Source organism: Ruegeria sp. HKCCSA071, assembly GCF_017872555.1.
Taxonomy (GTDB): domain Bacteria; phylum Pseudomonadota; class Alphaproteobacteria; order Rhodobacterales; family Rhodobacteraceae; genus Ruegeria.
Window position 1 is genome coordinate 15,559 of the sequence record NZ_JAEDOX010000016.1, and the last position, 25,607, is coordinate 41,165.

Here is a 25,607-nt window from a genome sequence, read left to right on the forward strand (position 1 = left end):
CGCCCGAGGGTGGGACCCTCAGAATTCTTTGGTCTTACCCGTCTCAGGCAGGGAATTAAGGGGCCATATGGCACCACCCACCGTCTTGGACGAAACAAAATAAAGCGCACGACGAATCGCACGCTTTATTCCGCAGGTCTACTTAGGACAGATGGCCGGGGTTTCCAAGAGGTAAATTGGGATAAATCAAACGCTGCAAGGGACGACCAGAACCACAAGATCAAGTGCGGAGACGAGCAATTGAGTTGGTCGAATTACAGGGCTGAGCGCAAAATAGTTCGTGACATTGTTCCAAATTCAAGACTATAACCCGACAATTTTTCTCAGAAACAAGAAGAATCAAGACAAATGTGCAGAATTGCCGCCTATTGCGGACCAAGTATCCCGCTTGAAAACATCGTCATCCGGCCCCAGCATTCCTTGCTGGAGCAAAGCCAGCATGCCGCCGAGGCAAAACTTGCCGTCAATGGCGATGGCTTCGGTATGGCCTGGTACGCGGATCAGGATCGCCCTGGCCTGTACAGGGATGTCCTGCCCGCGTGGTCGGATGGCAATTTGGTCGATCTTTGCAGGATGATAAAATCCTCGCTGTTTCTGGCCCATGTCCGCGCGTCGACGTTCGGGGAAGTGTCGCGCGCGAACTGCCACCCTTTTACATTTGGCAAATGGTCCTTCATGCACAATGGTCAGATCGGCGAGTTCGGGCGTTTGCGCAGACGGCTTGAATCCTCTCTGCCGGACGAGCTTTACGCGGCGCGGCGCGGGTCGACGGATTCTGAGCTTCTGTTTCTGCTGCTGCTGGCCAACGGGCTGGATGATGCGCCGCAGGACGCTGTTGTCGCAACTTTGCGTCAGATCGATGCGCTTGGAGGTCATCGGACGCAACCGGATCGCATGGCCGTCGCCTTTTCGGATGGGCAGAACCTGTATGCCTTTCGGTATTCCAGCGATCAGCGCAGCCCGTCCCTGTATTTCGGGGAAGGTCTGGACCACGGCGGCAAGGTCATTGCGTCCGAGCCGCTGGACAAGGGCACAGGAAAATGGACGCCCATTGAAGACCGGAGCTTCTTCACCCTGACTGGCGATACAGCCAGCCACACCGCGTTGCCGTTCAGCTAAACGAAAACGGGCGGTCCGTTTGGACCGCCCGCAACATTGCTTTGACGAAGATCCGGCTTATTCGCCCGAAGCTTCTGCCACATCAACGGTCACGCCGGGGCCCATGGTCGAGCTCAGCGCGATTTTCTTCATATAGGTGCCTTTGGCACCCGACGGCTTGGCCCGGGCAACAGCCGAGACGAAGGCGCGAATGTTTTCGACCAGCTTGGCTTCGTCAAACGACGCTTTGCCAACACCGGCATGCACAACGCCGCCTTTTTCCGCCTTGAACTGAACTTCACCGCCTTTGGCTGCTTCCACGGCTGCTTTTACGTCCATGGTCACGGTGCCAACCTTGGGGTTCGGCATCAGGTTGCGGGGGCCCAGAACCTTACCCAGACGACCGACGATCGGCATCATGTCCGGGGTTGCAATGCAGCGATCGAATTCGATGGTGCCGCCCTGAATGGTTTCCATCAGGTCTTCTGCGCCAACGATATCCGCGCCTGCTTCTTTCGCTTCGTCAGCCTTCGCGCCACGTGCGAACACAGCAACGCGCATGTCTTTGCCTGTGCCGTTCGGCAGGCCGACAACTCCGCGCACCATCTGGTCTGCGTGACGGGTGTCAACGCCCAGGTTCATCGCGATTTCGATGGTCTCGTCGAATTTCGAAGTTGCATTGGCTTTGACCAGGGCAACAGCTTCGTCCACCGACAGGTTTTCCTTGCCAGCGACAGCTTCGCGCGCAGCGCGGGTACGTTTACCGAGTTTTGCCATCTTACTTCACCTCGATGCCCATGGAGCGGGCCGAGCCCAGGATGATCTGCATTGCGCCTTCGACGTCGTTGGCGTTCAGATCTTTCATTTTGGCTTCGGCGATTTCACGAACCTGCTTGCTGGTCACGGTTGCCACGGTCTCGCGACCTGGGTTTTCCGCGCCGCGGGGGCGGTTACGCTTACCGACCGGCTTAAGACCAGCCGCTTTTTTCAGGTAGTAAGACGCGGGCGGCGTCTTGATGTCCATGGTGAAGGACTTGTCCTGATAGTAGGTGATCACGGTCGGGCACGGCGCGCCGGGCTCCATATCTGCGGTTTTGGCGTTGAACGCCTTGCAGAATTCCATGATGTTGATGCCGCGCTGACCCAGCGCCGGACCAACTGGCGGCGACGGGTTCGCCTGACCTGCAGGAACCTGCAGTTTCATTGTACCAGCAAGCTTCTTGGCCATTTGGTTTTCCTTTCAACTAAGGTGAAACGCGTCTCACCCGGATTATGTTGCGTGGTCCGGCCCGGGATCGCGACCCCGGTAACCTCCCACGAGAGAATCTCGCCCGAAGACGATAGAGGCGGCGTTTACAGGGGATCAAAGGGGTTGGCAAGTGGCCCGCCTTTCAATTCGGGATCACCGAATCGAATTCCACGTCGATGAACACCGGCGTTGACGCGCCAGGGCGCTAAATTGCTCATCTTTCCGGTCAAACCCAGGAAAAACCAGCCGGCCTGCAACACAAGGTTTCGCGCCATATTAAGGGTTTAATTTGCTTGAAAAAACCGGATCGAACCCGGCATCCGGCCGACAGACTGCTATGGCTTCGTTCCTTGCGCCGCATAAATAACCGCGCCATGCTGTGGCTGTGCTATAATCGGGGAAAACATATTTGTTCGGAGGTTCGTCATGATTATTCGTTTATTAACTATGCTCGTCGCTGCACTGTCTTTTGCAGCAGCCGTTCCCCAGACAGCGCGGGCCGATGCGGGCGACTTCATCGGTGGTGCTGTCGTAGGTGGGGTCGTCGGATATGCAATCGGCAAGGACCAGCAGAAGAAAAAGTCGCGGTCAACAACCCGGACCTACAGGTCGACCATTCCATCGACCTCGCAAGGGGCACAAACGCAAACGGCGCTCAACTATTTCGGCTATAATGCCGGACGTGTAGATGGCCAGGTCGGGCACGGGACCCGGTCGGCAATCGAACGTTACCAGGCGTCCATGGGTTATCCTGTGAACGGCTATGATTTCCAGCCCTACCAGTATGACTTTCTGATGCAGGCCTATTACTGGGCGACTAGCGGCGGTCAGGCGACGACTCAGCTTTCGGGTCAACCGCTTTTGATGGCCTATCGGCAACAGGTGCAAACCGGCTCCGCCTTGGCTGCGGCACCTCAGGCCGCGGCGCCAGCCGTCCCGGTTATCACACCTCAGGAAGCCGACGACGTGACGGAGACCACCGAAGCATCAACGGCCAGCCTACCAAGCCTGTTTTCCGGTGGTGCCGGAGGTCCTTCGCTGGCCAACCGGTGCAGCGGGGTCATGCTGCAAACGTCGACCAATGGCGGCTACACGACCCTGTCGAACATGTCCGATCCTGACTTTGCGCTCAGTGAACAGTTCTGCCTTGCCCGCAGCTATGCGATGGCACAGGGTGAAGAACTGATGCAGGACATTCAGGGCCTTACACCCGATCAGGTCGCAGCCCAGTGCGCCGCCTATGGCGACATGTTGGCACCGCAAGTTGGCGCGCTGTCTATCAACTCGAAGTCAGAAGCTGAAACTCAGGTGCGCAAGCTTGCCTTGGATTCGGGTCTAAGCCCTGCTGATCTTGCCGCAACCAGCAAGGTCTGCCTTGCGATGGGATACCGTCAGGACAACATGGATACCGCAGTTGGGTCTGCGCTGATGCTGGTTGCCATGGGTGAACCCGCATACGGAGAACTGGTCGGGCACCACCTGCGCGAAGGTTTTGGTGTTCAAGCGCGCCGCGACCTTGCGATGCAGTGGTATGATGCAAGCCTTTCGGCGCTGGACGCCGGGTCGCAGGCGGTCTTCCTGCCGTCCCAGACCGACCGCCCGCAGCTTTTGCGCGCAGCCATGGTTCAGTCGCAGTAGAGTCACAAACAGTAAACGCTTTATCAAAATGCGCCGCGGAGCCTACAGTTTTGCGGCGTATTTTCGGATATGCGCGAAACTTGTTGATCTGATTAATGCACAGTTTGATCTGGGCCTCATCTAATCGGAATGATTCTCCTAAAGGCGTTGGAAGGGGACTGGCGAAGCGCTACACAACAGACGTTTTGCGCCCTGATTAGACCCGAGCGCCAGTAACGGAGCAAGAGTCAAAAAGTTTTCAAAGACATACATTGCTTAAGACGCACGGGCGGGTATCTTAGAGCAACTTGGTTGCAGAAGGGGCGGTCTGGGATGGCATCATCTCGACTAAACAAAGGGCTGCTGGTCAGCGTTCTTATCGCTATGTTGCCTGGATGCGGCAGCAAAGCCCAAGATCAAGGTGCGGTGCCCGAGGCATCTGCCCAAGCCGAAGCATCCCAAAACGCTTCTTCACGCAATGCGGCAGGAATTGATCCCGCCACCTATGCCGGTCGCTTTCAAGTCAAATTGACCAAAGAAGTACCTCTGCGCAATATTCCCGTTCCCTTCACCGTCTACGGCGGTCTAGAGGAATCCAGCCCAACCCGCCTGCGATTGCGAGCGTTCATGGATTTGCGCGGATTGCAGGAGAAGGCGCCTCAGATACTGACTGGCCCCTTGGAAGAAAGCTGTAAACGCCAGATTTACCTCGAGATCCGAGATGTCACTGCAATAGGTGAAACCGTTAAAGTAGAAGGCTCAGCCCGCGCCCAGTTTACGCGGTGTAAACGAAATGAAGAACCCGGCTTTCGGTATTTCGGGGCCACGGTGGATGCAACTGCTGTCGCCAAGGCAGAGGTTAAAGGCCAATGCCTTACGTTCAGTATCGAAAGCGCTGACCTCAGACCCCGTGGGTTTATCGGAGCTGTCACCAATCTTTTTGGGCTGACCAACCGTATTAACGAAGCTGTACTTGAAAAGGGCGGCGAGTTTTTAGCGGCCAATCCAGTTTGTCCGCCATTGCCAGAAGAGTTCTCTGTTCTTGATCCAAATTACGAATCTGGCGGAACGCGCGAAATCGCGCCAGGAGGATTAGGCGCTGCTGTTGTCGGTTCGGCCGATGTAAGCGCTGAGACGATAGTGAAGGTTCTTGCAGGACTGAAAGACCTTGGCGTGTTGGAGTTTGCTGAATGAGACTTTGGTTTATTCTTCCCGCCCTTATGGCAGCGGTTCTGACCGCTCGCGCACCCGACGCGCAACAGGTAGACTTTGTCATCGACGCGACACTACCTGTTCGCGATACCGAACTGCCGTATACACTTGATCTGAACCTGACCGCTGCGGCGCCCACTCGGATAGGAGTTGGTGCTCTTCTCGATCTGCGCGAAATCCAGAAGATTGTGCCAGAGAGGTTGGCTGACAATGCGATCGTCGACAATTGTGGCCTGCAAGTCCGACTAGATGATTTGAGCTTTAAAGCCGAAGACCAAGCAATTGATCTGGATGGTGATGTAACCGTCACGATCTTCGAATGCAGCCGCACCGGCGAACGGAACTTTCAACGCGGTGAAGAAAAAAGAGCGATCCTGGCCAGCTTGTCCACCGAAGCGACCGTCGAAGTGCGGGACAACTGCGCCTATTTCAAGCTTATTGATCTTACTCTTACGGCCCCCGAAGAACAGCGAGAGCAACTGCTGGAAGACGACACTTTAGACTCTGTGAAGGAGTTGATGTTGGCTGCGGTGGATCTTGCACTGAACGACACTCCGTTGTGCCCGGAACTCCCGGCAGAGCTTGCGTCACTTGACCCAGCTTACGACAAAGGCGGCCCGCGCGAGATCGGAGAAGGTGGTGTTGGCGTTTTCCTTGAAGGCTCTGTTGACGTCAGTCCTTCGACAATCCTCGACATTCTGACAGTGCTTCAAGAACAAGATCTTATTCCGGGTCGGCCGTAATAACGACTGGCCGTGTGGCTGGATCGCTATTTGGTGCTGATTGATAAACCGATCGTCAAAAAAAAACGCCGCGATGCTTTGACATCGCGGCGTTTCGAATTTCTCTGGAAGCGCGCTTAGCTTTGCTTGGTAACCTGCGTGAAGTCCAACTCGACCGGGGTTTCCCGGCCAAAGATCGAGACTGATACTTTCAGCTTCTGCGCCTCGTCGTCCACGCCTTCGACCATGCCGTCGAAATCCTCGAACGGTCCGTCGTTGACCTTGACCTTCTCGCCGATCTCGAAGGTGATCATCAGCTTGGGCGCTTCTTCGCCTTCCTGAACACGGTTGAGGATCTGGTTCACCTCGGCGTCGCGCATCGGCATCGGGCGGCCCTGTGGGCCCAGGAAGCCAGTGACGCGGTTGATCGAGTTGATCAGGTGATAGCCTTGATCCGACATTTCCATATGTACCAGCACGTAACCCGGCATAAAGCGGCGTTCGGTGGTTACCTTCTTGCCCCGACGCACTTCGATCACCTCTTCGGTGGGCACCAGAACTTCGTCGATATCGTTCTCAAGGCCCTGTTCAGCCACCGACGTGCGGATCTGCTCTGCGATCTTTTTTTCGAAATTCGAAAGAACGCTGACCGAGTACCACCGTTTCGCCATGAACCTGTCGTCCTTGTTTGTCTTCGGGGTATCACATCTTGCGGACACACCCGTCATTTAAATCCTATCACGTCATCCGGAATAAAAAGCGGCGCGTGACCCGAATCGCCACACGCCCATTCCGAATATGTGTCACCTACTCTGACATCGCGCGAGGTGCAAGGGGCAGTCGTAATTGCCCCCGCCTGAACCGGCTTAGCCGAAAGCGCCCAGAATCAGCTGAAGGCCGCCCCGGATACCCAGATCGACCAAAGCAAAAAACACAGCTGTCAGCGCCGCCATGATGAAGACCATGACCGTGGTCAACAGCACTTCGCGCCGGGTCGGCCAGACGACCTTGGAAACTTCGGCACGGACTTGCTGAATGAACTGGATCGGGTTGGTGGTGGCCATTTGGCGTGTTCTCTCTGCTTGCGGATGGGCCGGACATAGCCGGGCATTGCGGCAATTTCAAGGGCGCTTGGATGAACTCTATGCGTATAGGGCGATTGGTCAGGGTTTGGGTTTGTCGTCCCACTCGTCACTCAGGATGCGGCGCGCGTCGCCATCGGGGTCTTCGTACTGATTGGAACGAACGGTATAGATAAAGGCGACCAGACCAACGCCCCCCAGAAACAGGGAAATCGGGATCAGATAGGCAAGCACTTCCATCAGGGTTACCTCAGCCGCAATGCATTCAGCGATACGGTAATCGACGAGGTCGACATCGCCAAGGCCGCGATCAGCGGTGTCGCCAGTCCGATCACGGCCAGCGGAACGGCAATCACGTTGTAAACGGTTGCGATCTGGAAGTTCTCGCGGATGCGACGGGTGGCCTTGATGGCCGTATCACAGGCATCCGCAATGGGCAGAAGGTCATTGCCCAGAAGAACGATGTCGGAGGCAACCCGCGCCGCATCCAGCGCCGAGGCCGGAGAGATAGACACATGCGCCGCCGCCAAAGCAGCCGTGTCGTTCAGGCCATCCCCCACCATCAGAACTTTGCGGCCCTGATCCCTGAGGTCCTGAATGCGCTGTGCCTTGTCCTGCGGCAAAGCCTCGGCGACCCAATCCGTTATTCCCAGCTTCTCGGCCAATGCGCGCACGGCACCCTTCGAATCCCCTGAAATCAGCAGCACGTGCTTGCCCGACGCGCGCAACGCTTTTACCGCCTCGTCCGCGCCCGGACGCAGCGCGTCCGAGAAACGGAATGCTAGGGGCGCATCGTCGCCAATTGCAAGCCAGGCGGACGTTTCCGCGCCCTGCTGTGCGCCAACCCATGCGGCCCGGCCCAAACGAACAGGTTGACCGCGGTATTCCCCTTCGGTGCCGTATCCCGGCACTTCGGTTATGTCCCGAACATTTGCAGGTTTGATCCCGGCCTCTCGCGCGGCTTTGGCCAATGATACCGACAAGGGATGCGCAGAGGCCTCGGCCAGGGCCAGCGCAACCTCGACCTGTGCGCGGGTGTGATCGCCAAGATTGACCAGTTCCGGCGCACCCGAGGTCAGCGTGCCCGTCTTGTCGAACACCACGGTGTCGGTCTCGGACAACCGTTCGAGCGCGGTTGCGTGCTTGATCAGCATACCCTTGCGGAACAACCGGCCCGAGGCAGCGGTGGTCACTGCCGGAACAGCCAGACCCAAGGCGCAGGGACAGGTGATGATCAGAACCGCCGCGGCAATGTTCAGAGCGGTGCGCAAATCGCCCGAATAGATGTACCACCCCACAAAGCTGAGCGCCGAAAGGATGTGGACACCGGGCGCATAAAGCTTGGCGGCCTTGTCGGCCAGCGAGGTATAGCGGGACCGCCCCGATTCTGCGATGGCCACCAGATCCGCCATCCGGTGCAGCGACGTATCCTGACCCACTGCTGTGGCGCGCAGGGTCAGCGGACCTGTCAGGTTGACCTCGCCCGCGCTGACCAGCTGGCCGGCTTCGGCAAATACCGGCAAGGTTTCCCCCGTCAACAGCGAGCGGTCCAGTTCGGACTGACCAGACACGATCTGACCGTCCACCGGCATTCGGCCACCGGGGCGCACAAGGATCAGATCACCGACCTTCAGATCGGCCACCGCAACTTCGGCCTCCACCCCGTCCACGATGCGGATCGCGCGCGGCACTTCCAGAGCGGTAAGCTCTTCTGCGGCGGATCGGGCTGCGGCGCGGGTGCGGTAGTCCAGATACCGGCCCGCCAGCAGGAAGAATGTCAGGGTCAGCGCGGCATCGAAATAGGCGTGCTCTCCGCTCAGCGCGGTCTCCCACAGGGATGTGACCAGCGCCAGCAGGATCGCCAGCGTGATCGGCACATCCATGTTCAGCCGCCGCACCCGCAGGGCGCTCCAGGCGTTGGCAAAGAACGGTTGAGCCGAGAAGGCAATGGCAGGCAGCGCGATTGCAGCGGAAATCCAGTGGAACATGTCGCGCGTCGCGTCTGTTGCACCGGACCAAACCGACACCGACAACAGCATCACGTTCATGGATGCAAACCCGGCGACGGCCAGTCGCATCAGCAGGTCACGTCCCGCCTTGTCCGCCTGTGTTGCTGACAAAGCGCCGGGGTCAAGCTCGTGCGCTTCGAAACCTGCCCGTTCAAGCACCGGGATCAGATCGGCCGCGCGGGTATCCGGCGCGGCTTTGATCATCGCCCGTTTCAAAGTCAGGTTGACGCGCGCGTCTTCGACACCGGGATGGGCGTTCAGTTCACGTTCGACCGTCGCGATACAGGCCGAGCAGTGGATGCCCGGCAGCGACAAGGCGATCTGCACATCGTCCGGAATCGGGCGCGCGGGCTCTGCCGGGGTTGCCAGACACCCCGGACAGGCCGCCGTACCGGATGAAAGCTGCGCCGTCATCGGCTACCCTTTCACGTACAGCGGAACGCGCTGCGAAAACTCGGCACCACTGCCGTCACGCGCGACCAACCGGATGTTCCAGTTGCCCTTGCCCAGCGTGGCAGGCGTGGCATAGGCCGCGCCGTCAAAGGTGAAATCCGGTGCAAAATCGTCCCGCACATGGGTTGCGCGGCCAACCACCGCCTGCAATTCGCTGACCTGAACCGGTGCACCGGTCGCGTCCGTAATATGCAGGATCAGAAGGCCACCTTTGGTTTCTGCCCGAACCGTCCAGCCCAATGCCTGCTGCTCTTTCAGGCGATCGTTGAACTCCTGGCTGGCAACGTAGGAATTCTTTACCTCCAGCCCGGGAAACGTTTTCACCGCATTGTAAGCCAGCACGAGGTTCACCGCGATGATCACGCCAAAGGCACCGACAAACACCGCCAGAGCGTGCTTTCCTGTGAATTTACGTTCGGCCATGATCAGTTCCCCCGTCCGTTGAACGTGGTGTCTTTGTAAGCGCGTTCGCCGCTGCTGAGGTCTTCGACCCAGATCCGCACTGGTGTCGCTTCTGCTGCCGCCGGACCGCTGTCACGGGATGCCACGATATATACACGGGTCAATTGTGCCGTATCCGCCGGAACATTCACAGTGTGAAGATTGGTGCCTTCGATTTCCAGGCGCATCGCCGGATCACCGGCCAGTGACAGGGTGAACAGGCGGTCCTCGCCGTGCTTGTTGCGCAGCCTGACGTCATAGGTGTTTCGAATGGTGCCATCCGACAGGGTGACAAAGGTCGGGTTGCGCACGGGCGCTACGGTCAGATCGATGTCAGAGCGGATGAACAGGGCAAACAGCAGCGCAAACCCCACCAGTGACCACAACGAGGTGTACAGGATCGTACGGGGCCGGAAGATATGCTTCCAGATATTCTTGGGCGGCTGGCCTGCGCGTTCGCGCGGCTCGTCGCTGAGCGCCATATAGTCGATCAGCCCGCGTGGTTTGCCGATCTTGGCCATCATGTCATCACACGCGTCGATACACAGGGCACAGGTAATACATTCAAGCTGCTGACCATCGCGGATATCGATTCCGACAGGGCAGACATTCACGCAGGCCATGCAGTCGATACAATCCCCCAACTCGGAATCGGCTGTCCGCTTGCCTTTGCCGCGCGGCTCACCGCGCCATTCGCGGTATCCCACGACCAGCGTGTCTTCATCCATCATCGCGGCCTGAATGCGCGGCCAAGGGCACGCGTAGATACAAATCTGTTCGCGGGCGAACCCGCCGAAGAAGAAGGTCGTGCCAGTCAGAACCAGCATCGTCGTGTAAGCGATGGGATGCGCGTTACCCGTCACAAGATCGCGGAGCAGCGTCGGCGCATCCGCAAAATAAAACACCCAGGCGCCGCCGGTGGCCAGACCGATCAGGAACCAGGTCACCCATTTCGTCACCCGGAGCCGTGCCTTGCGGAAATCCAGCTTTTCCTGACGATGCAGGCGCAAACGGGCGTTCCTGTCGCCTTCGATCCAGCGCTCGACCAGAATGAAAAGGTCTGTCCAGACCGTTTGCGGGCAGGCATACCCGCACCAGACCCGCCCCAGCGCAGATGTGAACAGGAACAGACCCAGCCCCGCCATGATCAGCAGGCCCGCCACGAAATAGAACTCGTGCGGCCAGATTTCGATCCAGAAGAAATAGAAGCGTCGGTTTGCCAAATCCAGCAGGACGGCCTGATCCGGCAGGCTGGGGCCGCGATCCCATCTGATCCAGGGCGTTACATAGTAAATGCCCAGTGTCACGATGAGGATGATCCATTTCAGGTTCCGGAATGGCCCGGAAACGCGTCTTGGAAAGATCGGTTCTCGTGCGGCGTATAGGCTGGGGGTGGGGTTGGAATCGCTCACAGGCTGGCTCCGGTACTGGCTCTTCTGAGTGTGTGTTCTTCCAGATCACGCGCATAGCAACTTTGACATGGGTCAAAACGCGCATCGTACAGACACCTTTTATCACATTTCCCGAGCCTGACGCCTCAACCACGTCACAAATGTCCTGACTGCGGGTCTAAGTGCCGAATTTGGCGTCACAATATGGTAACCGCGCGTATCCGGCTCTGCATAAAGCTCAACGATGCGACCGGCCTTGATGTCCGGCTCGACGAAATGTCGCACTGTGACAGTGACCCCCTGCCCGGCCCGCAGACCGTCCAGTACCAGGTTTCCCGGCAACTCGGTGCGCCCCGCACCGCGTTCGGGACCAGCACCATGTTCGGCCAGCCAGGTCGTCGCCTCGGTGGTGCCGATTTCTTCAAGCCAGGGCAGCTGGGCCAGTTCGGTCGGGGTCCAAGACGTCTTTTCCCCCAGCAGTTTCGGGGCAGCGACGATGACCACGGGCGACTGCAACAGCATTTCTGATTGCACACCGGTCCAACCGCCGGGGCCGTACCGAATGGCAATGTCGATCCCACCCGGCCGCAGTTCGACAAGTTCCGCAGTGGGGTCGAGGATCAGGTTCACCTCGGGGTGGGTTTCGCGAAAAGCCGGTAGACGCGGCATCAGCCAAGAGGCCGCAAAAGAGGATGTCAGCGACACGTGGACCGGGCGATCCTGACCAGACCGCGCCAAATCTCCCACTGCCGCCTCGATCGCGCCAAACCCCAGTTGCAGGGCTCGGGCCAGGTGTTCGCCATCGGCGGTCAGGGTCAGGGCCTTGCCCGTTCGATCCAGCAAGGCAGCACCCAGATGTTTCTCAAGTACACGCAACTGCTGGCTAATTGCCGCATGGCTTACGTTTAACGCAGCCCCAGCTTCGACGACGTTGCGCTTTTCAGCAAATGCCGCAAACGCCCTCAGCGCGGCCAACGGGGGAAGCGACAACCAGTTCATATGTAACCCTGACTTACACTATGGAATGGTATTTGAGTCGCATTCAGCACCTCAAAGGTCAATCTTTATTGCAGAGATACCCTTGCAGAGGAGACCAACCATGCTGACCGTTTTTGCCAGATCTTTCATGACCGCAACCCGGATCAATGCGCCGCATATTCGCGATGCGCCAAAGCCGGGTCCCCGAAAACGCCGTTGGCTGCCGGAAGGTCATTGGTGGATGAAAAACCCGCGCGAGGTGGATCCGAAAAACTTTTGACCCAGGGAACAGTAAACCTGAATCTGGACCACAGGTTTAAGTGGCCTTATTGTGGGAAAAAAGCACCGGCTGTTCAGGAAACGCGCGAACAGATGGAACAGCCGGTGCCCCAGCCATCGGGCGGCGAACCGCCCGAAGGTGTTCTTTAGATCTTACTGACCGCCGCCCAACTGGTGGACATAGGCAGATACGGCGCGAATCTGCGCCTCGGTCAGGCGGGTATCCCAGTTCGGCATGACACCAAAGCGGCTGTAAGTTACGGTTTCCGTCAGCGCTTCTTCGCTGCCACCGTAAAGCCAGATCGCGTCAGTCAAATTCGGCGCACCCTGGAAGATATCGCCTGTGCCATCCTCGCCGTGGCAGGCCGCACAGTTGTCTTCGAAGACAACTTTACCTGCCTGCGCCGCCGCATCGTCGGTCTGGGCATTGCTCAGCGACATGACGTACTGAACCACCTGCGTGATTTCGTCGTGTTCGAGGATTTCGCCAAATGCCGGCATCTCGGAATAGCGCGCATCGTCGCTTTCTTCGTTCCGCACACCGTAGCTGACGGTGTAGACGATATCGTCCAGCGTTCCGCCCCACAGCCAGGCATCATCCAGCAGATTCGGGAAACCCGGCGCACCCTGCGCACCCGAACCATGGCATTGTGCGCACCAGGTCCGGAACACCGCACCGCCCGAGTTCACGGCATATTGCTGAAGCTCTGCATCCTTGGCGATGTCTTCCAGCGAAGTTTCCACCAGCTTGGCGTTCCAAGGCGCGTTTGCCTCTTCGAAGGCAACCATGTCCTGCTGTACGTTTTCACGGGTTGACCATCCCAGCACACCGGCTGTCGCGCCATGGACCAGGGGCCAGGCCGGAAACATGATCGTGTAGATCACGCCCCAGAAGATGGTGGCGTAGAAAGTCCATAGCCACCAGCGCGGCATGGGATTGTCGAATTCCTCGATCCCGTCCCAGCTGTGCCCGGTTGTGTTCGGATCGCCCGGCTGTTTATCAGGTGTCTTGCTCATTGCCGCGCCTCCTTGGGTGTGGCGGGTTTGTCTTGATGCCGGAAGGGGATGTTGGCGGTGTCCTTGTATTCCTTGCTGGCACCGGGGCGGAAAACCCAGATCACGATGCCAACGAAGAAGGCAAACAACACAAGCAGCATCCAGCTATCCGCGAACTGTCGAAGCAGTGTGTATTCTTCCATCACACCCTCCTGTTAACGGCTTGCATCCGGGGTAAAGGTCGAGAAATCGACCAGCGTACCCAGCATCTGCAGATAGGCGATCAGCGCATCGGCTTCGGTCAGTTCAGGCTGACCATCGAAGTTGCGCACGTTGACCTTGTCACCGTACCGCTCCAGCAGACCGTCGTAGTCACTGTCAGGATCGGCCTGCGCGCTGAAATCGGCAACCGCGTTTTCCAGCATCTCCTCGGTATATGGGGTGCCGACAACCGCATTGGTCGCCATGATGTCACCGATATACTTGCCGTCGATCTTGCGATGTTCGAGGAAGCCGTATTTCGGCATCACCGATTCAGGCACCACAGACTGAGGGTCGCGCAGGTGGTCCATTTGCCACTGATCAGAATAGCGGCCACCGACACGCGCCAGATCAGGTCCGGTACGCTTTGATCCCCACTGGAACGGGTGGTCATACATCGATTCAGCCGCCAGCGAGTAGTGACCGTAACGCTCGACCTCGTCCCGCATCGGGCGGATCATCTGGCTGTGGCAGACATAGCAGCCTTCGCGGATGTAGATCTCACGCCCTGCCATTTCGAGAGGGGTGTAAGGGCGCATGCCCTCCACCTTCTCGATGGTGTTCTCAAGATAGAACAGCGGGGTGATCTGCACCAGGCCACCGATGGTCACGACCAGAAAGCTGAAGATCAGCAGGAGGGTCGCGTTGGTCTCGAGGATCTTATGTTTGTCGAGAATTGCCATTGCTCCGGCCCTCCCTCTATTCAGCCGGGACCGCGACGGTCAGGCTGGCCTCTTTGGCCGGCGCTTTCCGCACAGTCATCCACAGGTTGTAGCACATGATCAGCGCACCAGCGACGAACATCACGCCACCCAGCGCACGCACCACGTACATCGGGAACTTGGCGGCCACGGTGTCAGCGAACGAGTTCACCAGGAAGCCGTTGGCATCCACTTCACGCCACATCAGGCCTTCCATGATACCGGTGACCCACATCGACGCGGCGTAAAGCACGATGCCGATCGTGGCGAGCCAGAAGTGCCAGCTGACCATTTGCAGAGAGTACAGACGCTCGCGTTTCCAGAGGACAGGCACCAGGAAGTACAGTGCACCAAAGGTGATCATGCCGTTCCAGCCCAGCGCGCCAGAATGCACGTGACCAATGGTCCAGTCGGTGTAGTGGCTGAGACTGTTCACAGCACGGATCGACATCATCGGACCTTCAAAGGTGGACATGCCGTAGAAGCCGACCGAGATGACCATCATGCGGATGATCGGATCGGTGCGCAGCTTGTCCCAAGCCCCCGACAGGGTCATCAGACCGTTGATCATACCACCCCAGGACGGCATCCACAGGATCACCGAGAACACCATGCCCAGCGTCGACGCCCAGTCAGGCAGCGCGGTATAATGCAGATGGTGTGGACCGGCCCAGATATACAGGAAGATCAGCGCCCAGAAGTGGATGATCGACAGCTTGTAGGAAAACACCGGACGTTCGGCCTGTTTCGGGATGAAATAGTACATCATGCCCAGGAAACCCGCGGTCAGGAAGAAGCCCACAGCGTTGTGGCCATACCACCACTGGATCATGGCATCCTGCACGCCTGACCAGACGATGACCGATTTCGAACCCCAGATGCTGACCGGGATGGTCATGTTGTTGACCAGATGCAGCATGGCGACGGTGACGATAAAGGCCAGATAGAACCAGTTGGCCACATAGATGTGGGGTTCTTTCCGCTTGATGATGGTACCCAAGTAGACAGCCAGATAGGCGACCCAGACAATGGTCAGCCACAGATCGACATACCATTCAGGTTCGGCATATTCCTTGGACTGCGTTCCGCCCAGCACATAGCCGGTTGCGGCCAGCACGATGAACAGCTGATAGCCCCAGAACACGAACCACGCGAGGTTACCGCCCCAAAGCCGCGCCGCGCTGGTACGCTGAACCACGTAGAACGAGGTTGCGATCAATGCGTTGCCGCCAAAGGCAAAAATGACCGCCGAGGTGTGCAACGGACGCAGACGACCAAAGTTCAGATAACCCTGCGCCCATTCGAAGTTCAGCACCGGAAACGCCAGCTGAAACGCGATAAAGGTCCCTGCAAGGAACCCGATCACGCCCCAAAAGGCGGTTGCGATCACGCCATAGCGGATCACGCCATCCATGTATTCGCCCGAGCGGTCGATCTGAATATCTGGCTCGTCAGTGTTTCGAAGCGTCCAGATGAACAGGCCACCGGCGATGAGCATCACCAGCAGCGCATGTACCTGATACGCCAAATCGCGTGCATAATTGGTTCCGATCGCTGCAAACAGCGCGATCAGACCAAGCACGATCAGCTTGATGTAATTCGACATATTGCGTCCCTTTGCCATGCTCCGCGCGTTTTTGATTCTTGTGACGCGCGAAGCCCATTTGACTGGCTGCCGTTCTGAAGCACGGCCACCCTCATTGCTTTGATCTGTATCAAGACAGCCCAGCGTTTTCTATGACACGCATGGTAGTAGAAAAGGGCTAACAGGTCACATGAGACCAATTGCCCGAAACATGAGGTCAAAATGGCGTATAAATCTCTTCTCACAGTCATGACCGAAACGCAGACTGCACAGGCTGCTCTGGCGCAGATTGTGGCCCTGGCCGAGTCTCAGGATGCCCATGCCGAAGTCCTGTGTCTGGGTGTCGATCGCAGTCAGACAGGTTATTATTATGCGGGTGCCAATGCGTTGATCGTTCAGGAAACGCTGAACCGGGCCAATGCCGAGGCACAGGATTTGCTGAACTTTGCCAATGATTATCTCGGCAAATCCGGCGTACGCTGGTCCTCCGAACACGGCGTTGCACAGATTGCTGATATCGGGCGCCACGTCGCGCACCGGGCCCGGTTTTCCGACCTTGTGATCCTGCCACATCCTTATGGTGAAGGTCGCGGGGCCGAGGCCGAACCCATTATCGAAGCGGCCATGTTCGAAGGACATTGCCCGGTTCTTGTAGTTCCCGACAACGGCGCGCCCTTGAAAACGCCGGGCAACATCATGATCGCCTGGAACGAAAGCGTCGAGGCCATGTGCGCCATCCGGCGGGCCCTGCCCTTCCTCAAACAGGCCGAGATCGTCCGTATTGTGGTCATCGACCCGCCACAGCATGGGCCGGACCGGTCAGACCCGGGTGGGATGCTGTCCCAGATGTTGGCCCGTCATGGTGTCAAATGCGAGATCGATGTGCTCAGCAAGACCATGACCCGCGTCTCGGATATCCTTAATCGCCACGCGACGGATACCGAATCGGACATGATCGTGATGGGCGCTTATGGTCATTCCCGCTTTCGCGAAGCCATTCTGGGCGGGGCGACCCGGAACATGCTGGAACAATCCTCGGTTCCGGTGTTCCTGGCGCACTGACCCAATCAAGTTAAAAAGCCGCCTCGATTGGCGGCTTTTTTCACCCCCGGCGGATGAGGCCGATCAGGAACAACAGGATCACGGCGCCAATTGTCGCGAAAAGGATCGACGACAGCAGGCCCCCTCCAACGGAAAAACCAAGCGCCGGAAAGATCATGCCCGACAGGAACGCGCCTACGATGCCGACGATGATGTTGCCGATCAGGCCGAACCCACGGCCTTCCATGATCTTTCCCGAAAGCCATCCGGCGATTGCGCCAATGAACAGCATTGCCAACAGACTGCTGAACCCCATGCCACACTCCTATGTTAGTACGTGAACCGACCGGATGGTCGCGGTAAGCGAATTCTGCCGAACAAAAGACTGGTCAGACCAGAAACCCGCCATCAGAATCGTCGCCTGCTTCTTCCATGAGCCGCCCAAGATCGGGGATGGTCACGTGACGTTTGCCTTCCAATAAGATCAAACCGTCCTTTTTCAGAGCTGAAATCTGGCGGCTGACCGTCTCAAGCGTAAGTCCCAGATAATCCGCCATGGCTTCTCGGGTCAGAGGCAGATCGAACACGATCTGTCCCGACAGGCCCTTTTGACCAATCGACGCATCCCTCCGGGCAATGATCGAAATCAGGCTGGCAATCTTTTCGCGCGCTGTCTTGCGACCCAGAACCAGCATCCATTCGCGGGCGGCATCAAGCTCGTCCAATGTCATCTGTAGCAAGCGATGCGCGATGTGTGGCGTTTCGTCCATCAGCTCTTCGAATGGTTTCTTGCGGAAACAGCACATCACGACATCCGTTGTCGCCTGTACATCATAAGGTGCAACGTCGCGCCCCGGGCGACCGACGAAATCGCTGGGCAGAAGCAGACCGACCATCTGGGTGCGACCGTCTTCCATGGTTTGCGTCAGCGATGCGATTCCCGATACGACCGAGCCGACGAAATTCATCTGGTCACCCGACCAGATGATGGTCTGACCCGCCTCGAAACTGCGGTAATATTTAATGGCATCAAGCGCTTCCAGCTCGTCCGCATCACAGCGGGCGCAGACCGCGCGATGTCGTATCGGGCAGTCTGCGCAATTTGAATGATCGAACTGTGCTTTTATTGTCATCTGCGTTTCCACTTGATCTCCGTCAAAGCACCTAAGTCGCCTGCCCCTTAAGGGTATCGTCATGATAGTGAAACCACAATTGGCAAAGCTTGGACTTTTTGACGCGAAAGTTCCGCGTTACACAAGCTATCCCACAGCGCCCCATTTCAACAATGACGTTGGGGCGGACATGTTTGGCGACTGGATTTCGGGAATCAAACCCGGCAGCGCCATATCCCTTTATATCCACGTCCCGTTCTGCCGCAGGCTGTGCTGGTTCTGCGCCTGCAGGACGCAAGGCACACAAACCGACAATCCGGTGATTGCCTATGTGGATGTTCTGAAAGCCGAGCTGGACTTGCTGGCGGCGCGCCTGCCCGCGGGTGTGGTGCTGTCGCGCCTGCACTGGGGCGGCGGTACACCAACGTTGCTGAACGACCAGCTGATGCGTGGTCTGGCACAGCACATTCTGGGGATCGTCCCCATGGGGCCGGATGCCGAATTCTCGGTTGAAATCGATCCGAACGAGATTGACGAGGCGCGTCTGGATGCGCTGGCAGAGGCAGGCATGAACCGCGCCTCGATCGGGGTGCAGGATTTCGACGATGAAATCCAGAAAACTATTGGCCGCATTCAAAGCTACGATACCACGCGCGATGCAATCGACATGATCCGCGCACGTGGCATTACCAGCCTGAACGCGGACATCCTTTACGGGCTGCCACACCAGACAAAGGCTCGGATGACGGAAAGCGTGCAGAAGCTTCTGTCGCTCAGCCCCGATCGCGTGGCGCTTTATGGGTATGCCCATGTTCCGTGGATGGCCAAACGGCAGCAGCTGATCCCGTCGGACGCACTGCCAACGCCCGAACAACGGCTGGAACTGTTCGACACCGCCCGCCGCCTGTTCCTGTGGGACAACTACGCCGAGATCGGCATCGACCATTTTGCCACGCAGGATGACGGGCTGACCCATGCCCTGCGCGCGGGTCGTCTGAAGCGGAACTTTCAGGGTTATACCGACGACCTGGCCGATGTTCTGATCGGTGTCGGGGCCAGCTCGATCTCGCGCTTTCCACAAGGCTATGCGCAGAATGCCCCGGCTACGTCTGCTCATACCAAGGCCATTCGCAACGGGCAGTTTTCGACATCCCGCGGGCACCTGTTCAAAGGTCAGGATATTCTGCGCGCCCGTCTGATCGAAGCGCTGATGTGCGATTTCCGGATCGATTCGGCTGAAATCCTGCGCGATCACGATATCTCGGTCGCAGCGCTGAACGACATGTATCGCGCTGCCAACGCCTCATTCGACGGGCTGCTGCAAATCAGCGACGAGGGGCTGTTTATCCCCCCCGAGGCGCGCGCGCTGACCCGGATGGTTGCCCGCAGCTTTGACGCATACGACCTCAGCAAAGCCGGGCACAGCTCGGCGATCTGACCTCTCTTTTTGCGGGCAACATTCAGCCCGTAAAGCACAAAACACATCGGGGGCTTGACGCACGCCTGCGGTTTTTCCCACACTCAAGCTGTGGGGTGATGTTTCGCCCTGCGGCCTGAGGCGGGCAAATTACAGACAGTCCTAGCTGACGCGACTGCGTCGGATGGCCCTTTTCGTGCAGCCATTCTGCAACCTGAAAGAGGGACAACACTCATGCGCGTATTCACCGTCCTCGGGCCCAGCCAGTCGGGCAAATCTACCCTGGTCGAGGCCATCAGCCGCCTCGACGGGCGCCCGACCACATTCGATGTTTCCGGAACCGTGCACTTGCACGGTTTTTCTTACCTGGACGAGCCCTGGTGCGCGATCGATGTGGATGGGGGTGGCGATTCCCTCGCTTATGTCGGCCCTGCCATGGCAATCTCGGATGCTGCCGTTATCGTGGTACCACCCGATCCAAATGCCGCCGTGCTGTGCGCGCCCTATCTTCGGCTGGTGGAAGAGGCGGGCATTCCCTGTTTTCTTTTCATCAACCGCATGGATAACCCCAATGGCCGCATCCGCGACATCATCGCGGCGCTGCAAACCTATTGCACGCACCACATCGCCCTGCGTCAGGTTCCGATCCGCGAGGGCGACACGATCATCGGCGCGGTCGATCTGATCTCGGAACGGGCGTGGAAGTATCAGGAGGGCCAGCCGTCGGCCCTGATTGAGCTACCCAAATCTGTCGAGGATCGAGAGCAGGAAGCGCGGACCGAGTTGCTTGAGACGCTTTCCGATTTCGATGATCACCTGCTGGAACAATTGATTGAAGACAAACAGCCCCCAAGCGATGAGGTTTATGAACTGGCCGCGCAAGTTCTGCAGAATCATCAGTTGATCCCCGCTTGTCTGGGCGCCGCAAGCCACGGCAACGGGCTGACGCGCCTGATGAAAGCGCTGCGTCATGAGGCCCCCGAGTTTGATATTGCTGCCGGACGGGACGAGGCCGCCGAAAGCGCCCGTGCCATCGCGGGCTTTGCGGATGTCAAAAAGCATATCGGAAAGATCATCGTTCTGCGCGGCCTTGGGGACGGGGTAAAAGCGCATGAGGCGTTGGGCGGTGAAACGGTCGGCAACCTGACAACTCTGGACGCCAAGACCCAGATCGCCACGCTGGAGGCTGGGCAGATCGGGCTGGCGGTCAAATCCGATCACCTCAACCCCGGATACATTTATGACAGTTCTTCTGCGACGGAACTGCCGGAATGGGCGTCGTCTCATCCGGTTGCGCATCGTCAGGTCGTCTCGCCCGCGCATGAGCGGGACGATGTGCGCCTGTCAAACGCCCTGAGCCGTCTGGCCGAAATCGATCCGGGCCTGCACCTGCAACAGGATGAGATGAGCGGTCATTCGATTCTGGGCTCGCAGGGTCCGCAGCACATGCGCCGCGTGACCGCCAAGCTGGCCGAGGATTTCGGGATCGAGATCGAGGCGGAACAGGTGGAAACCGCCTATCGCGAAACCATCCGCGCAACGGTTGAGCATCGCCATCGCCATCGCAAACAGTCCGGCGGTGCCGGGCAATTTGCAGATGTGGTGATTTCGGTCGCGCCTTTGCCGCGCGGATCGGGGTTCCAGTTCGATGAAGTGGTCAAGGGCGGTGCTGTTCCCAAGAACTACATCCCGTCGGTGGAACACGGGGCCAAGGACGCATTGGAACAAGGCCCCGAGGGCTTTCCCGTGGTTGATGTCAAAGTGATCCTGAGCGATGGCAAACACCACAATGTGGACAGTTCGGATTATGCCTTCCGGACCGCAGGTAAAAACGCGGTGCGCGAGGCGTTGCCGCAGGCCAAACCTGTCGTCCTGCAACCGATCCTGAGCGCCGAGATACACCTGCCCTCGGCTTTTGTGGGCGATCTCGTACCAACGATCAGCACCCTTCAGGGGCAGGTTCTGGGATTTGAGGGCAACCCGAATGCGACGGGCTGGGAGATATTCAACGCCCAGTTGCCCGCCGTTGCCGAGGACGAACTGCACCGCACGCTGGCCAGCGCCACGCGCGGGACCGGGTGGGTCAAGCTGAGCTTTGATCACTACGAGGAACTGCGCGGGCCTGTGCCCCAGTCATCTGCACGGGAAAAAGCCAGCGCCTGACGCGCGACACCGGGCGGGCTGTTCTCAGCCCGCCGCTGCGATCAATTCGCGGGTATACTCGGTCTGGGCATTTTCGAACAAATCCTCGGCCGCGCCCATTTCGACCACATCGCCGTTTCGCATGACGATCACGTTGTGCGACATGGCCCGGACCACTTTCAGGTCATGGCTGATGAACAGATAGGCCAGCCCGTATTTCTGTTGCAGATTGCGCAGCAGATCGACGATCTGAACCTGAACGGTCATATCCAGCGCGCTGGTCGGCTCGTCCAGAACCAGAAGTTTGGGCCGCAGAACCATCGCGCGGGCAATGGCGATGCGCTGACGCTGACCGCCGGAAAACTCGTGCGGGTATCGATCCATCGTCGCCGGATCAAGCCCCACTTCGGTCATCACCTCGGCCACAAGTTCACGCGGTGCGCGGTCCGGGTCGACGTTGTGAATGGCCAGACCTTCTGCAATGATCTGCTGGCAGGTCATTCGTGGGCTGAGGCTGCCAAACGGGTCCTGAAACACGATCTGCATGTCCTTGCGCAACCGCCGCAGTTCCCGCGTGGACCATTTGCGCACGTCCTGATCGCGAAAGGTGATGCCACCCTCGGACGCGATCAGCCGCATCATGGCCAGCGCAAGCGTGGTCTTGCCCGACCCGCTTTCTCCAACAATCCCCAACGTCTCACCCGCGCGCACGCAGAGGGTCGCGTCGTTCACCGCTTTCACATATCCAACCGTACGCTTCAGAAACCCGCGCTGGATTGGGAACCAGACCTTCAGGTGATCGGTGCGCGCGACCTCTTCCGCATCCGTGGCAACGGGTGCAGGCTGACCCGACGGCTCTGCCGCCAGAAGTTTGCGGGTATAGGGGTGCTGCGGGTTTTCGAAAATCTCGGTCGTCACGCCGGTTTCGACAATTTCGCCGTCTTTCATCACACAGACCCGGTCAGCAATGCGGCGCACGATGCCCAGATCATGGGTGATAAACAGCATCCCCATGTTCTCCGATTTCTGCAATTCAGCCAGCAGTTCGAGGATCTGCGCCTGAATGGTCACATCCAGTGCCGTTGTCGGCTCATCCGCGATCAGGATGTCCGGTTTGTTGGCAAGGGCCATGGCGATCATCACCCGCTGCCGCTGACCGCCTGACAACTGATGCGGATAGCTGTCCAGCCGGTCTTGAGGATCGCGGATACCGACCTTGGTCAGCAATTCGACAATCCTGTCCCGTGCCACATCGCCAGCCACACCCTGATGCAGGGCCAGCGATTCAGCCATCTGTTTCTGGATCGTGTGCAACGGGTTCAGCGAGGTCATCGGCTCCTGAAAGATAAAGCTGATGTCATTGCCCCGCACATCCATCAGATGCTGTTCCGAGGCGCCGATCATCTCTTGCCCGTCATAGGTGACCGAGCCTTCGACCAACGCGCTGTCGCCAAGCAAAGATACGGTGCTGAGCGCGGTAACCGATTTGCCCGATCCGGATTCGCCCACCAGCGCGACGGTTTCCCCGCGGTCCACAGTGAAGGACACGCCTTTGACGGCCGCGTTGACCTGCCCATCCTGACGGAACGAGACCTTGAGGTTTTTCACATCCAGCAAGCTCATGAGAAGGTCTTTCTGGGATCGAATGCATCCCGCACGCCTTCAAAGATGAAGACCAGCAGCGACAGCATGATGGCAAAGGTGAAGAAGGCGGTGAAGGCCAGCCATGGGGCCTGAAGGTTCTGCTTGGCCTGCAAGGTCAGCTCTCCCAGCGAGGGGGCCGAGGACGGCAGGCCAAAGCCCAGATAATCCAGCGAAGCCAGCCCGCCGATGGTTCCGGTGACGATGAACGGCATGAAGGTCAGCGTGGCCACCATCGCATTGGGCAGCATGTGGCGGAACATGATCGTCATGTTGCCAACACCCAGCGCCCGCGCCGCGCGGACATATTCAAGGTTCCGCGCCCGCAGGAACTCGGCGCGCACCACTCCGACCAGCCCGGTCCAGCTGAACAGGATCATCAGTGCGACCAGCAACCAGAAACTTCGCCCTAGCACCGCAAACATGATGATGATCACGTAAAGCGAAGGGGTTGCCGACCAGATCTCGATGATCCGCTGAAAGATCAGGTCCAGCCAGCCACCAAAGAACCCTTGGATGGCACCCGCGAAAATCCCGATCAAGCTAGCCGCACCCGTCACCAGCAGCGTGAACAGGATCGACAAACGAAAGCCGTAAATCACGCGGGCCAGCACGTCGCGCTTGGTATCATCGGTACCCAGCAGGTTCTGGCCGTTGGGCGGCAGGGGCGCAGCACCGGGGCGGTCCACCGAGGTATTGAAGGAATAGGGGATCAACGGCCAGAGCGACCAGCCGGGTTCAAAACCCTCAGCCTGGAACGTTCCGGCGTCGATCTGTTCGATGATGCCTTCGGGATCATCGAAACAGTCTTCCAATCCACCGCTGTCGATCAGGCACTGAACCTCGGGGTCGCGATAAATCGCTTCGGTTTGGAAATCTCCGCCAAATTCGGTTTCGGCGTAGAAGTTGAAAACCGGCGTAAAGTACTCTCCCCGATATTTCACGAGGATGGGTTTGTCGTTGGCGATGAATTCGGCAAACAACGACAGGCCGAACAACACAGCGAAGATGATCAGCGACCAGAAGGCCCGTCTGTTGCGGCGGAAGTTGCTCCAGCGGCGTTGGTTCAGCGGGGACAAAGCCATTTACCCCTCCCGCTTTTCGAAATCAATGCGCGGGTCGACCAGCACATACATCAGGTCGCTGATAATGCCGACGACCAGCCCCATCAGACCGAAGATGAACAGCGTGCCGAAGATCACCGGGTAATCGCGCGCAACGGCAGCTTCGAACCCCAAACGGCCCAGTCCATCCAGCGAGAAAATCGTCTCGATAATGATCGACCCGCCAAAAAACACCCCGATGAACACGGCCGGGAACCCTGCAATCACAATCAGCATCGCGTTGCGGAAGACATGACCGTATAGAACCTTGCGTTCACTCAGCCCTTTGGCGCGGGCTGTCATGACATACTGTTTCTTGATCTCATCCAGAAACGAGTTCTTGGTCAGCAGGGTCAGTGTCGCAAAAGCCGAGATTGTCAATGCAATCGTCGGCAACGCTATGTGCCAGAAATAATCCGTGATCTTGCCAAAGAAACTCAGGCTGTCCCAATTGTCCGACGTCAGGCCACGCAGCGGGAAGATTTGCCAGTATGACCCGCCAGCAAAAAGCACCAGCAGCAGGATCGCAAACAGAAAGCCCGGAATGGCATAGGCCACAATAATCGCCCCGCTTGTCCAGGTATCGAATTGCGATCCATCCTTGACCGCCTTTCGAATACCCAGCGGGATTGAGACCAGATAGGCAATCAGGGTCGACCACAGCCCCAGCGAGATCGAGACCGGCATCTTTTCAAGCACCAGGTCGATCACGCTGATCGAGCGGAAATAACTCTCGCCGAAATCAAACGTCAGATAGTTGCCCATCATGATCAGGAACCGTTCAAGCGGGGGCTTGTCGAAGCCGAATTCTTTTTCCAGCTCAGCAATAAACTCGGGCGGAAGGCCGCGCGCACCGACATATTTGTCGTCGAAGACACCGCCCGCCGGTTCGGAACCCGCTCCGGCGTCGCCCCCACCGGCGAACCCGGCGAATACGTCACCCTGACCTTCGATTTGCGCGATGATCTGTTCGACCGGCCCGCCAGGTACGAACTGGACCAGCGTGAAGTTGACGATCATGATACCCAGAAGGGTCGGAATGATCAGCAATAAGCGTCTTAGTATATAGGCGCCCAT

The 25,607-nt window shown here is 58.3% G+C and carries 26 protein-coding genes; 8 read left to right on the forward strand and 18 right to left on the reverse strand.

Annotation, left to right across the window (positions count from 1 at the left end):
• Window positions 1–348: 348 nt before the first annotated feature.
• Window positions 349–1,119, forward strand: coding sequence for a class II glutamine amidotransferase (locus tag I9188_RS18475; protein WP_209507783.1), 771 nt, complete (start codon window positions 349–351; stop codon window positions 1,117–1,119).
• Between the two features lie 57 nt (window positions 1,120–1,176).
• On the opposite strand, the gene rplA is transcribed toward I9188_RS18475, so the two are convergent.
• Together rplA and rplK are read right to left on the reverse strand one after the other, a co-directional pair.
• Window positions 1,177–1,875 (reverse strand): 50S ribosomal protein L1, encoded by a 699-nt coding sequence (gene rplA, locus I9188_RS18480; protein ID WP_209507781.1) that lies wholly within the window; start codon window positions 1,873–1,875, stop codon window positions 1,177–1,179.
• A 1-nt stretch (window position 1,876) separates the two neighbouring features.
• On the reverse strand, window positions 1,877–2,326 hold the full coding sequence (gene rplK / locus I9188_RS18485; RefSeq protein ID WP_010440985.1) for a 50S ribosomal protein L11: 450 nt from the start codon (window positions 2,324–2,326) through the stop codon (window positions 1,877–1,879).
• Between the two features lie 447 nt (window positions 2,327–2,773).
• On the opposite strand from rplK, the gene I9188_RS18490 reads away from it, so the two are divergent.
• The 3 genes from I9188_RS18490 (at window position 2,774) to I9188_RS18500 (ending at window position 5,919) form a co-directional block, all read left to right on the forward strand.
• A complete protein-coding gene (locus I9188_RS18490; RefSeq protein ID WP_209507779.1) occupies window positions 2,774–3,985 on the forward strand; it encodes a peptidoglycan-binding domain-containing protein in 1,212 nt (403 codons plus the stop codon).
• Window positions 3,986–4,297: 312 nt separating this feature from the next.
• Window positions 4,298–5,158 (forward strand): hypothetical protein, encoded by an 861-nt coding sequence (locus tag I9188_RS18495; protein WP_209507777.1) that lies wholly within the window; start codon window positions 4,298–4,300, stop codon window positions 5,156–5,158.
• A complete protein-coding gene (locus I9188_RS18500; protein WP_209507775.1) occupies window positions 5,155–5,919 on the forward strand; it encodes a hypothetical protein in 765 nt (254 codons plus the stop codon). The genes I9188_RS18495 and I9188_RS18500 overlap by 4 nt, the downstream gene beginning before the upstream one ends.
• Before the next feature lie 116 nt (window positions 5,920–6,035).
• Here I9188_RS18500 and nusG read toward each other — a convergent pair whose 3' ends face one another.
• The 7 genes from nusG to I9188_RS18535 form a co-directional block, all read right to left on the reverse strand.
• Complete coding sequence (gene nusG / locus I9188_RS18505) at window positions 6,036–6,569, reverse strand: transcription termination/antitermination protein NusG (RefSeq protein WP_209507773.1); 534 nt, start codon at window positions 6,567–6,569, stop codon at window positions 6,036–6,038.
• A 195-nt stretch (window positions 6,570–6,764) separates the two neighbouring features.
• A complete protein-coding gene (secE, locus tag I9188_RS18510) occupies window positions 6,765–6,962 on the reverse strand; it encodes a preprotein translocase subunit SecE (protein WP_170427365.1) in 198 nt (65 codons plus the stop codon).
• Window positions 6,963–7,061: 99 nt separating this feature from the next.
• Window positions 7,062–7,220: a cbb3-type cytochrome oxidase assembly protein CcoS gene (ccoS, locus tag I9188_RS18515; RefSeq protein WP_209507770.1), complete on the reverse strand. Its 159-nt coding sequence runs from the start codon at window positions 7,218–7,220 to the stop codon at window positions 7,062–7,064.
• Window positions 7,221–7,225: 5 nt separating this feature from the next.
• On the reverse strand, window positions 7,226–9,403 hold the full coding sequence (locus I9188_RS18520; RefSeq protein WP_209507768.1) for a heavy metal translocating P-type ATPase: 2,178 nt from the start codon (window positions 9,401–9,403) through the stop codon (window positions 7,226–7,228).
• A gap of 3 nt (window positions 9,404–9,406) precedes the next feature.
• Window positions 9,407–9,865 (reverse strand): FixH family protein, encoded by a 459-nt coding sequence (locus I9188_RS18525; protein ID WP_209507766.1) that lies wholly within the window; start codon window positions 9,863–9,865, stop codon window positions 9,407–9,409.
• 2 nt (window positions 9,866–9,867) lie between these two features.
• Window positions 9,868–11,295 carry a cytochrome c oxidase accessory protein CcoG gene (gene ccoG / locus I9188_RS18530; protein ID WP_209507764.1) on the reverse strand — a complete coding sequence of 476 codons (1,428 nt, stop codon included), beginning with the start codon at window positions 11,293–11,295 and terminating at the stop codon, window positions 9,868–9,870.
• Window positions 11,296–11,397: 102 nt separating this feature from the next.
• Window positions 11,398–12,273, reverse strand: a complete 876-nt coding sequence (locus I9188_RS18535) for a LysR family transcriptional regulator (protein WP_209507762.1) — start codon at window positions 12,271–12,273, stop codon at window positions 11,398–11,400.
• 100 nt (window positions 12,274–12,373) lie between these two features.
• Here I9188_RS18535 and I9188_RS18540 point away from each other — a divergent pair, with 100 nt between their 5' ends.
• Window positions 12,374–12,532 carry a hypothetical protein gene (locus I9188_RS18540; protein ID WP_209507760.1) on the forward strand — a complete coding sequence of 53 codons (159 nt, stop codon included), beginning with the start codon at window positions 12,374–12,376 and terminating at the stop codon, window positions 12,530–12,532.
• 152 nt (window positions 12,533–12,684) lie between these two features.
• Here the strand turns inward: I9188_RS18540 and ccoP are convergent, their stop codons facing one another.
• Genes ccoP through ccoN form a run of 4 tightly spaced genes read right to left on the reverse strand, consistent with a single transcriptional unit; the run spans window position 12,685 to window position 16,095 of the window.
• Window positions 12,685–13,548 (reverse strand): cytochrome-c oxidase, cbb3-type subunit III, encoded by an 864-nt coding sequence (gene ccoP, locus I9188_RS18545; RefSeq protein ID WP_209507758.1) that lies wholly within the window; start codon window positions 13,546–13,548, stop codon window positions 12,685–12,687.
• On the reverse strand, window positions 13,545–13,730 hold the full coding sequence (locus I9188_RS18550; protein ID WP_209507756.1) for a cbb3-type cytochrome c oxidase subunit 3: 186 nt from the start codon (window positions 13,728–13,730) through the stop codon (window positions 13,545–13,547). Before I9188_RS18550 ends, ccoP begins: the two co-directional genes overlap by 4 nt.
• A 12-nt stretch (window positions 13,731–13,742) precedes the next feature.
• Entirely contained in the window at window positions 13,743–14,471 is a 729-nt protein-coding gene (gene ccoO, locus I9188_RS18555; RefSeq protein WP_209507754.1) for a cytochrome-c oxidase, cbb3-type subunit II, read from the reverse strand.
• A gap of 16 nt (window positions 14,472–14,487) precedes the next feature.
• The gene (gene ccoN / locus I9188_RS18560) at window positions 14,488–16,095 is read right to left on the reverse strand and encodes a cytochrome-c oxidase, cbb3-type subunit I (RefSeq protein WP_209507752.1); all 1,608 of its coding nucleotides are present in this window, start codon (window positions 16,093–16,095) and stop codon (window positions 14,488–14,490) included.
• 201 nt (window positions 16,096–16,296) lie between these two features.
• Here ccoN and I9188_RS18565 point away from each other — a divergent pair, with 201 nt between their 5' ends.
• Window positions 16,297–17,136, forward strand: a complete 840-nt coding sequence (locus I9188_RS18565; RefSeq protein ID WP_209507749.1) for a universal stress protein — start codon at window positions 16,297–16,299, stop codon at window positions 17,134–17,136.
• A gap of 40 nt (window positions 17,137–17,176) precedes the next feature.
• Here the strand turns inward: I9188_RS18565 and I9188_RS18570 are convergent, their stop codons facing one another.
• Both I9188_RS18570 and I9188_RS18575 read right to left on the reverse strand, forming a co-directional pair.
• A complete protein-coding gene (locus tag I9188_RS18570) occupies window positions 17,177–17,431 on the reverse strand; it encodes a GlsB/YeaQ/YmgE family stress response membrane protein (RefSeq protein ID WP_209507747.1) in 255 nt (84 codons plus the stop codon).
• 73 nt (window positions 17,432–17,504) lie between these two features.
• Window positions 17,505–18,248, reverse strand: a complete 744-nt coding sequence (locus tag I9188_RS18575) for a transcriptional regulator FnrL (protein ID WP_209507745.1) — start codon at window positions 18,246–18,248, stop codon at window positions 17,505–17,507.
• A gap of 61 nt (window positions 18,249–18,309) precedes the next feature.
• Between I9188_RS18575 and hemN the strand changes: the two genes are divergently transcribed.
• On the forward strand, window positions 18,310–19,665 hold the full coding sequence (gene hemN / locus I9188_RS18580; RefSeq protein WP_209507743.1) for an oxygen-independent coproporphyrinogen III oxidase: 1,356 nt from the start codon (window positions 18,310–18,312) through the stop codon (window positions 19,663–19,665).
• Between the two features lie 213 nt (window positions 19,666–19,878).
• The gene (locus I9188_RS18585) at window positions 19,879–21,807 is read left to right on the forward strand and encodes an elongation factor G (RefSeq protein ID WP_209507741.1); all 1,929 of its coding nucleotides are present in this window, start codon (window positions 19,879–19,881) and stop codon (window positions 21,805–21,807) included.
• Between the two features lie 24 nt (window positions 21,808–21,831).
• Here the strand turns inward: I9188_RS18585 and I9188_RS18590 are convergent, their stop codons facing one another.
• From I9188_RS18590 to I9188_RS18600, 3 genes are read right to left on the reverse strand one after another with little or no spacing between them, the layout of a single operon-like run.
• Window positions 21,832–23,409 carry an ABC transporter ATP-binding protein gene (locus tag I9188_RS18590; protein WP_209507739.1) on the reverse strand — a complete coding sequence of 526 codons (1,578 nt, stop codon included), beginning with the start codon at window positions 23,407–23,409 and terminating at the stop codon, window positions 21,832–21,834.
• Window positions 23,406–24,512 (reverse strand): ABC transporter permease, encoded by a 1,107-nt coding sequence (locus I9188_RS18595; RefSeq protein WP_209507737.1) that lies wholly within the window; start codon window positions 24,510–24,512, stop codon window positions 23,406–23,408. Before I9188_RS18595 ends, I9188_RS18590 begins: the two co-directional genes overlap by 4 nt.
• Window positions 24,513–25,607: a microcin C ABC transporter permease YejB gene (locus I9188_RS18600; RefSeq protein ID WP_209507735.1), complete on the reverse strand. Its 1,095-nt coding sequence runs from the start codon at window positions 25,605–25,607 to the stop codon at window positions 24,513–24,515.